The sequence below is a fragment of the Novacetimonas hansenii JCM 7643 genome (genome assembly GCF_000964405.1).
Lineage (GTDB): Bacteria > Pseudomonadota > Alphaproteobacteria > Acetobacterales > Acetobacteraceae > Novacetimonas > Novacetimonas hansenii.
This window is the reverse complement of sequence record NZ_BANE01000258.1, coordinates 1-1,261: the sequence shown is the minus strand read 5'-3', so window position 1 is coordinate 1,261 and position 1,261 is coordinate 1. Positions and strand designations below refer to the sequence as shown.

Here is a 1,261-nt window from a genome sequence, read left to right as displayed (position 1 = left end):
ACTTTTATAATTACAGTATGTTATCAAGCCTGACTTTTCAAACAATCTCCAAAACAACCTCCGAGATTTAGAAACCATGTCCCTGATTGCTTTTGTTGCCGCGGCCTCCCTTCTGACCATAACACCGGGCCTTGATACGGCCATGGTCCTGCGTGTCGCAACAAGCAGCGGGACACGACCCGCATTGATGGCAGGGCTGGGCGTGGCGCTGGGATGTCTGGTCTGGGGGATCGCGGCATCATTTGGACTGGGGGCCGTTTTACGCGCCTCTGAACTGGCGTATAACCTTATTAAATGGAGTGGGGCGGCCTATCTATGCTGGCTGGGCATCAACCTGCTGCTTCACCCACGCACAAACCTGACCGATGGCATGACGTCATCAATGGCTTCTGCGTCAAAGGCATTGAGGCAAGGCTTCCTGACCAATATCCTCAATCCCAAGGTCGGGATATTCTATGTTACTTTCCTGCCGCAATTTATGCCGCCATCGGGCCATCTGGTACAGTATGCGCTTTTACTGACCTCTATTCACGCCATGCTTACCGTGCTGTGGTTTTCCATTCTGGCCATGGCAACGGCACCTCTGCTCCGGCTGTTGAAAAGGCCGCGTTTCCTGTCTGTGATTGATCGCTTGACCGGCGGTCTTTTTATTGCTTTCGGTTTGAAAATAGCCCTTTCCAAGGCCAGATAACGCGCAAGCCTTTTCCCGTCACAACCATGACGATTTCAGAAAATGCCTTTCCCGCACACGCCCCTCCCTCCTCCATATCGCAATGGCACGGATGACGGTTGGGAAGTGTGATCCCACAGGATGTCATAAAAAAGATATTCAGGATGTTGAAAAATTATTTGGTATTTTCAGAATGTCCATTACCCGGAAACATCAATCTTAATCGCCATGGTTTATTTTTTATCCTTTTTACATTCCAATTATATTTCGTGAATATTTCATCGCCCATGGCCAGGACGGGCGGAAATTTTCCAGACGATGTTGCGATATTTTCCCATGATGCAGATATCTGTCAGTATCTGGCCGGAGAATGGGACAGCAGCCTGCCGCAGAACAGGAAAACTGAACTCTCCGCTGAAATGGATAAAAATTGTTCTGCCATTTATCAACGACAGGAGCATCTTAAAAAGAAATACAGCAGGAATAAATTCATTATGCATAAATTAAATTCTTATGAGTTCTAAAAGAACCATTTGAAAACAAGCCTTTGATAAAAAATAAAAGTTTTTGGGTGCCGCCTTTTGATCGAAA

Annotated in this window: 2 protein-coding genes; one reads left to right on the top strand and one right to left on the bottom strand. The window is 46.8% G+C overall.

All coding sequences use genetic code 11. The annotated features are described in order from the left end of the window. The first annotated feature begins 76 nt into the window (after window positions 1-76). Window positions 77-691: a LysE family translocator gene (locus B7G66_RS14270; RefSeq protein ID WP_003621687.1), complete on the top strand. Its 615-nt coding sequence runs from the start codon at window positions 77-79 to the stop codon at window positions 689-691. A gap of 257 nt (window positions 692-948) precedes the next feature. Here B7G66_RS14270 and B7G66_RS17965 read toward each other — a convergent pair whose 3' ends face one another. Next, window positions 949-1,170, bottom strand: coding sequence for a hypothetical protein (locus B7G66_RS17965; RefSeq protein WP_159107970.1), 222 nt, complete (start codon window positions 1,168-1,170; stop codon window positions 949-951). Between the last annotated feature and the right edge of the window lie 91 nt (window positions 1,171-1,261).